The organism is uncultured Oscillibacter sp., assembly GCF_947654275.1.
GTDB lineage: Bacteria > Bacillota > Clostridia > Oscillospirales > Oscillospiraceae > Oscillibacter.
This window is the reverse complement of the sequence record NZ_CANTJS010000087.1, coordinates 1-6,599: the sequence shown is the minus strand read 5'-3', so window position 1 is coordinate 6,599 and position 6,599 is coordinate 1. Positions and strand designations below refer to the sequence as shown.

General features: G+C 62.5%; 6 protein-coding genes, 1 pseudogene and 1 riboswitch. Of the genes and pseudogenes, 6 read left to right on the top strand and 1 reads right to left on the bottom strand.

What is annotated here, in order from left to right; genetic code table 11:
• From Q0063_RS14040 to Q0063_RS14030, 3 genes and pseudogenes are all read left to right on the top strand, one after another.
• Nucleotides 1-416 (top strand): annotated as a pseudogene (locus tag Q0063_RS14040) (sulfide/dihydroorotate dehydrogenase-like FAD/NAD-binding protein); the annotation flags it as partial.
• Between the two features lies 1 nt (nucleotide 417).
• Nucleotides 418-1,800: an NADPH-dependent glutamate synthase gene (gltA, locus tag Q0063_RS14035; RefSeq protein ID WP_297872586.1), complete on the top strand. Its 1,383-nt coding sequence runs from the start codon at nucleotides 418-420 to the stop codon at nucleotides 1,798-1,800.
• Nucleotide 1,801: 1 nt separating this feature from the next.
• Nucleotides 1,802-3,052: a hypothetical protein gene (locus Q0063_RS14030; RefSeq protein ID WP_297872585.1), complete on the top strand. Its 1,251-nt coding sequence runs from the start codon at nucleotides 1,802-1,804 to the stop codon at nucleotides 3,050-3,052.
• Between the two features lie 101 nt (nucleotides 3,053-3,153).
• Here Q0063_RS14030 and Q0063_RS14025 read toward each other — a convergent pair whose 3' ends face one another.
• Nucleotides 3,154-3,306, bottom strand: coding sequence for a hypothetical protein (locus tag Q0063_RS14025; RefSeq protein ID WP_297872584.1), 153 nt, complete (start codon nucleotides 3,304-3,306; stop codon nucleotides 3,154-3,156).
• Between the two features lie 121 nt (nucleotides 3,307-3,427).
• On the opposite strand from Q0063_RS14025, the gene Q0063_RS14020 reads away from it, so the two are divergent.
• The 3 genes from Q0063_RS14020 to malQ all read left to right on the top strand — a co-directional run bounded on the left by Q0063_RS14020 (nucleotide 3,428) and on the right by malQ (nucleotide 6,431).
• Nucleotides 3,428-3,730, top strand: a complete 303-nt coding sequence (locus tag Q0063_RS14020; RefSeq protein ID WP_297872583.1) for a helix-turn-helix transcriptional regulator — start codon at nucleotides 3,428-3,430, stop codon at nucleotides 3,728-3,730.
• An 89-nt stretch (nucleotides 3,731-3,819) separates the two neighbouring features.
• Nucleotides 3,820-3,957, top strand: a riboswitch (FMN riboswitch).
• Nucleotides 3,958-4,063: 106 nt separating this feature from the next.
• Nucleotides 4,064-4,759, top strand: a complete 696-nt coding sequence (locus Q0063_RS14015) for an ECF transporter S component (protein ID WP_297872582.1) — start codon at nucleotides 4,064-4,066, stop codon at nucleotides 4,757-4,759.
• Between the two features lie 160 nt (nucleotides 4,760-4,919).
• A complete protein-coding gene (gene malQ, locus Q0063_RS14010) occupies nucleotides 4,920-6,431 on the top strand; it encodes a 4-alpha-glucanotransferase (protein WP_297872581.1) in 1,512 nt (503 codons plus the stop codon).
• The last annotated feature ends 168 nt before the right edge of the window (nucleotides 6,432-6,599 follow it).

Genomic DNA, 6,599 nt, shown 5'->3' with positions numbered 1-6,599 from the left:
AGGATTTCAAGAAGTCCAGCGACCTTCTGGTGGTCTGCACCGACGACGGCAGCTATGGCCGGAAGGGTCTGGTCACCGAGGCCCTGAAGGAGCTCATCGACGCGGGGAACCAGTATGACGAGGTCTTCGCCATCGGCCCCATGGTCATGATGAAATTCGTCTCCAAGACCACAGAGCCCTACGGCATCCCCACCACCGTCTCCATGAGCCCCATCATGATTGACGGCACGGGCATGTGCGGCGGCTGCCGCCTCAGCGTGGGCGGCGAGATGAAATTCGCCTGCGTGGACGGCCCGGACTTCGACGGCCACAAGGTGGACTGGGACCTGGCCGTGAAGCGGAACCAGATGTATGCGCCCTTTGAAAAGCACAAATATGAGGAGACCTGCAACCTGTTCAAGAAGGAGGCCGAATAACATGGCCAATATGTCTTTAACAAAGAATCCCATGCCCTCCCAGGACCCCAACGTCCGGAACAAGAACTTTGAGGAGGTGGCCCTGGGCTATACCGAGGCCCAGGCCCTGGACGAGGCAGCCCGGTGCCTCAACTGCAAGCTCAAGCCCTGCATGCAGGGCTGCCCCGTCATGGTACATATTCCCGAGTTCATCCAGAAGGTGGCCGCCGGGGAGTTTGAAGAGGCCTATCAGATCATCTCCAACACCTCCGCCCTCCCCGCCGTCTGCGGTCGGGTCTGCCCCCAGGAAAGCCAGTGCGAGAAGTACTGCGTCCGGGGCAAGAAGGGGGACCCCGTGGGCATCGGCCGGCTGGAGCGCTTTGTTGCCGACTGGCACAACGCCCACAGCACCGAGGCCCCGGAAAAACCCGCCTCCAACGGCCACCGTGTGGCGGTGGTGGGCTCCGGCCCCGCCGGATTGACCTGCGCCGGCGACCTGGCCCGGAAGGGCTATGAGGTCACCGTGTTCGAGGCCCTCCATCTGGCGGGCGGCGTGCTGGTGTACGGCATCCCCGAATTCCGTCTGCCCAAGGCCATTGTTCAGAAGGAAGTGGACGGGCTGAAGGCCATGGGCGTCACCATCGCCACGGACACCGTTATCGGCCGGACCATCTCCATCGACGAGCTGATGGAGGAGCAGGGCTTTGAGGCCGTATTCATCGGCTCCGGCGCGGGCCTGCCCATGTTCATGGACATCCCCGGCATCAACTACCGTGGTGTGTACTCCGCCAACGAGTTCCTGACCCGCATCAACCTGATGAAGGCCTATCTCCCCGACTCCGACACCCCCATTCAGCGGCCCAAGAAGGTGGCCGTGGTGGGCGGCGGCAACGTGGCCATGGACGCGGCCCGCTGCGCCAAGCGCCTGGGAGCCGAGGTGTACATCGTTTACCGCCGGGGCATGGAAGAGCTCCCCGCCCGTAAGGAAGAGGTGGAGCACGCCGAGGAAGAGGGCATCATCTTCAAGACCCTGTGCAACCCCGTGGAAATCTTTGCCGACGAAAACGACGACGTGAACAAAATCCGCTGCATCAAGATGGAGCTGGGCGAGCCCGACGCCTCCGGACGGCGGCGGCCCATCGAGGTCCCCGGCAGCGAGTTCGACATCGACGTGGACTGCGTCATCATGTCTCTGGGCACCAGCCCCAACCCCCTGATTAAGTCCACCACCAAGGGCCTGGAAATCAACCGCAAGGGCGGCATCGTGGTCAATGAGGACGGCCTGACCTCCCGTGAGAAGGTCTACGCCGGCGGCGACGCCGTCACCGGCGCGGCCACGGTCATTCTGGCCATGGGCGCGGGCAAAACCGCCGCCAAGGCCATTGACGAGGCCCTGAGCAAATAAGATGAAAAGAAACGTCATGGGCGCAGCCGCTCTGGCGTTGGCGCTGTGCCTCCTGTTTGCCGCCTGCGGCGGGCAGGGGGCTTCGCCGTCCGACGCGCCGCCGCCGGAGACCCCAACCGGGTCTGCCGAGGCCGCCGGGACCGTCCCGCCCGCTCCGCCGGAGCAGCCTCTAAAAACCTCCGGCCCGGAGGAGGTCTCTCCGCCGGAGGGGTCGGGGCCCGAAGAGCCCGAAAAACCTGAAAAGCCCGAAAAAGAAGAAACGCCCGCCGCCCCGCAGGACGATCAAACGAAGCCGCCGAAAGAGGACAGCGCCGCGCAAAGCACGGAAGCTAAAAAATGGCAGGCTGTCACCATCAGCGCCGCGGACTTCGGCGTCACAGAAAACCCCATCGGGGACCCCGGCGTCCTGGACGGCATCGCCTCCCTCTCTCTGGGAAAGCTCATCGCCTGCTCCCTGGCCTCCGACGGCGCAGCTGCCGAAGGCCTGAACGATGAGCTGTGGCGGCGGTTCCTGGAGGACCCGGACAGGGTGCTGGTCTATCTGGAGCTGATGGGAGACCAGCGGGACGGCTATTGGGAGCATCCGGCGGCGGAGGTGGTCTGCCAGACCATTGCCTGCGCCGACGCCGCCTGGTACAACAGCGTCGAGTTCGGCGAAATCCTGTCGGACCGCCGGGTGCGGTATTCCACGGGCCGTATCGCGGAGCTGCTGGACGTGATGGAACAGGAGCACGCCGCCGGGCTGGAGCGGAACGGCTGGCAGGGCGCGGAGCCCACACAGGCGCCTCCACGGGAAACGCCGCTGGAAAACTGGCAGGCCATCAGTATTGACTTGACGGACTACGGCCTCACCGGGACCCTGAGCGACCCGCGCTTCGAGTACATTTTCAACCACGGGAACACGGTCCCTCTGGACCAGCTCGTGGTCTTCGACCTGTGGGGCGACGCCCTGACGGAGGGCTCCAGCGAGGAATTGCGAAGCCGCTTTCTGGAGGACCCGGACACAGTGCTGGCCTTTCTTGCGCTGATGGGGAACCAGCGGGTGGGTTACTGGGACCGGCCCCCGGCGGCGAACGTGGTCTGCCGGCATATCGCCTCCGCCGATGCGGCCTGGCACGGCGGCACGGAGGAATTCGCCCAGGTCCTGGCAGACTGCCGGACGGCGTATCCCGCGGGCCGGATCGCGGAGCTGCTGGACGTACTGGCACAGGAGCACGCCGCGTCCATGGTGCGGAACCGCCCGGCAGCCTGACGGGCGAACCCGGACACAGCGAACAAAAGCAGGAAAACCTGCCCGTGAACAGCGGGCAGGTTTTTTTGCGTGTTTTTTGCTCTTTTTGTGCCGTTTGCGTCTTATTTGTCTTCCCCGATATAGATTTCTTCCGCCCTCTGCTGGCCGGCCTCCAGAATCTCCTTCGCCTGGCCGAAGTTCAGGCGGTCCAGAGCATCCAAGGCGTCCGTGATGGCATTGAACAGGGTCGTGTAGGGCTTTTCATGCTCGTCCATCAGATATCTCTCCTTTGATTTACTATATACATAGTATTCTTTCTTTTATGATATACTCTAATCTGTAGACTGTCAAGAGGCAGTTACTCTGTTAGACTCTATCTATATAAAGGGAGGGTCTATGAATACGCTAAAGGGTATCATCAGCTATCACACGGAGGAATACGGTCAAATCATCGTAAAGCTTTCCAGCGTGATGGACAGCCGCGGCATCACCAGAAACCGTCTGCGGACCCTGATTGGGAGCCGCTACGAGGTTGTAGACCGCTACTATCAGGGCCAGAAGATTGAAATGGTGGATTTGGATTTTCTGGCCAGAGTCTGCTATGTCCTGGACTGCCGAGTGGAAGACCTGCTGGAGTACCAGGGGCCGGAAGGACCGGAAAAACCGGAAATGCCGGAAGAATCGGAAAAGCCGGAATAGACGGAAAAACAGGGCTTTCCCCGGGCGAAAAAAAGGGTTGCATTTTCCGGCGGACTGTCGTATACTATCCTACAGGAAACAACTGAATACTTTGTCTTCAGGGCGGGGCGCAATTCCCCACTGGCGGTTACAGTCCGCGACCGGAGGCCGGTTTTTTCGTACCGGCCCCCGCTGACCCGGTGAAACTCCGGGACCAACAGTGACAGTCTGGATGGAAGAAGATGAGTGCGGTATGGCCGCACGCCGTTTGCGTGCGCTCCTTTGCCGCTTGGTTCACCTTGGAGAAGTCAAAGCGTCCAGGGTGTTTTCAAGTTTGTAAAGGAGTGTTTTCTTATGTCCAATCCCAACGCCAACGCCATCCCCGCCGCCCGTCCCCGGGTCACCGTCAAGACCATCACCTCCCTGGCCATGCTCACGGCCCTGGCCTATGTGGCCATGCTGCTGAGCAAGCTGCTGCCCCAGATTTCCGGCTTCCTCCAGATGGATGTGAAGGACACCGTGGTCTGCATCGGCGGCTTCCTCTTCGGGCCCCTGTCCGCCGCCATCATCTCCATCGTCGTAGCTCTGGTGGAGATGTTCACCGTCAGCGACACCGGCATCATCGGCCTCATCATGAACGTGCTGGCCACCTGCGCCTTCTGCTGCACCGCCTCCTTCGTCTACATGAAGCTGCGCAGCCGGAAGGGCGCGGTGCTGGGCCTGGCTCTGGGCACCGTGGTTCTGACGGTGGTCATGCTCCTTTGGAACTACCTGATTACCCCCATCTACATGCACATGGACCGCTCCGTGGTGGCCGACATGCTGCCCACGGTCTTCCTCCCCTTCAACCTGGTGAAGGGCGGGCTGAACATGGCCCTGATTCTGATTCTCTACAAGCCGGTGGTCACCGCCCTGCGGAAGGCCCGGCTGGCCCCCGAGCGGGAAAACGCCGCCAGCGGCGACCGCTTCGACGCCGGCTTCCTGCTGTTCTCCCTGGCGCTGCTGGCTACCTTCGTGGTGCTGGTCCTGGTGCTGAGCGGGAAAATCTGAGGCACATCCGTTCCATGCGGGACGCTCCGAAGAGGGCGTCCCGTTTTCTCGTTTTCTTTCTTGCTTTCTCGCTTTCTCGCTTTTTCTCTCTCAGGTCAGGCGTGAGCCCCGCCGAATTTTTATGAATTTTTGATTTTTTGAAAACGGAGGAAGCCGCATCATGAACAGAGCCGCCGGTATCCTGCTCCCCATTACCAGCCTTCCGTCCCGGTACGGCGTGGGCTGCTTCTCCCAAAGCGCCTATGACTTTGTGGACTGGCTCCGGGACGCGGGGCAGAGCTATTGGCAGATTCTGCCCCTGTGCCCCACCGGCTACGGGGATTCGCCCTATCAGTCCTTCTCCACCTTCGCAGGCAATCCCTACTTCATCAGCCTGGAGGCGCTGATTGACGAGGGTGTTCTGACAAGGGCGGAGTGCGATGCCGCCGATTTCGGCGGCGACCCCGGCAGGGTGGACTATGAAAAGCTCTACCGGGCCCGGTATCCCCTGCTGCGGAAGGCCTGGGAGCGCAGTCAGATGGCCGGGAATCCGGACTGTCAGGCCTTCATTGCGGAAAATCGCTGGTGGCTGGACGACTACGCCCTGTTCATGGCGCTGAAGGACCGCTTCGGCGGCGCGCCCTGGACCCGGTGGCCGGAGGACCTCCGACTCCGCCGGGACGCCGCCCTGGACGGCTGCCGGCTGTCCTCCGAGGTGGAATTCCAGCAGTACATGCAGTTCCAGTTCTTCCGGCAGTGGCGCGCCCTGAAGGACTACGCCAACCGCCGGGGCATCCGAATCATCGGAGATATTCCCATTTATGTGGCCATGGACAGCGCCGACGCCTGGGCCCATCCGGAACTCTTCCAGCTGGACGGGGACTGTCTGCCCACCGCCGTAGCGGGCTGTCCGCCGGACGGCTTTTCCGCCGCGGGCCAGCTGTGGGGCAATCCCCTGTACCGCTGGGACTACCACCGTGAAACCGGCTACGCCTGGTGGCTCTCCCGGCTGGGGCACTGCTTCCGGCTCTACGACGTCACCCGCATCGACCACTTCCGGGGCTTTGACGCGTACTACTCCATCCCCTATGGCAGCGCCGGCGCCATCCACGGCCATTGGGAAAAAGGGCCCGGTCCGGAGCTCTTCCGCCGGGCGGAGGAGGTTTTGGGCCGGCACGAGGTCATTGCCGAGGATCTGGGCTATGTCACGGACTCCGTGCGGCAGCTGGTGCAAACCAGCGGCTTTCCCGGCATGAAGGTGCTGGAGTTCGCTTTTGACGCCCGGGACACCGGCTCTGCCAGCGACTACCTGCCCCACAACTACACGGAGAACGCCGCCGCCTACACCGGGACCCACGACAACGAGACCCTGACGGGCTGGCTTTCCAGCATCACCGACGGGGAGCGGCAGGCAGTCCGGGACTACCTCTGCGATCAGAGGACGCCTCAGCAGGAGCTGTACCGCCCTCTGATTGCCCTGGTAATGCGCAGCGCCGCCCGGCTCTGCGTGGTGCCCATGCAGGATTACATGGGACTGGACAACCGGGGCCGGATGAATACCCCCTCCACCGTGGGATCTAACTGGACCTGGCGGCTCCGGGCGTCGGACCTCAGTCCGGAGCTCCGGGACTCCGTCCGCCAAACGGCCCTGCTCTATGGCCGCGTGAACCGGCAGGAGGACGGGATTTCCTGAATACAGCTCGCAATCACGGAATAGGAATCAACAGAGCATAGCAGAAACTGTCAGAACCGCCCCGGCTCCTCCGGGCCTCCATCCGCCGGACGGCCCGGCTCTATGGCCGCGCAAACCGGCAGGAGGACGGGATTTCCTGAATACAGCTCGCAATCACGGAATAGGAAT

Coding starts and splice junctions, on each gene's coding strand:
- gltA (WP_297872586.1), top strand. CDS start 418: ATGGCCAATATGTCTTTAACAAAGAATCCCATGCCCTCCCAGGACCCC.
- Q0063_RS14030 (WP_297872585.1), top strand. CDS start 1,802: ATGAAAAGAAACGTCATGGGCGCAGCCGCTCTGGCGTTGGCGCTGTGC.
- Q0063_RS14025 (WP_297872584.1), bottom strand. CDS start 3,306: ATGGACGAGCATGAAAAGCCCTACACGACCCTGTTCAATGCCATCACG.
- Q0063_RS14020 (WP_297872583.1), top strand. CDS start 3,428: ATGAATACGCTAAAGGGTATCATCAGCTATCACACGGAGGAATACGGT.
- Q0063_RS14015 (WP_297872582.1), top strand. CDS start 4,064: ATGTCCAATCCCAACGCCAACGCCATCCCCGCCGCCCGTCCCCGGGTC.
- malQ (WP_297872581.1), top strand. CDS start 4,920: ATGAACAGAGCCGCCGGTATCCTGCTCCCCATTACCAGCCTTCCGTCC.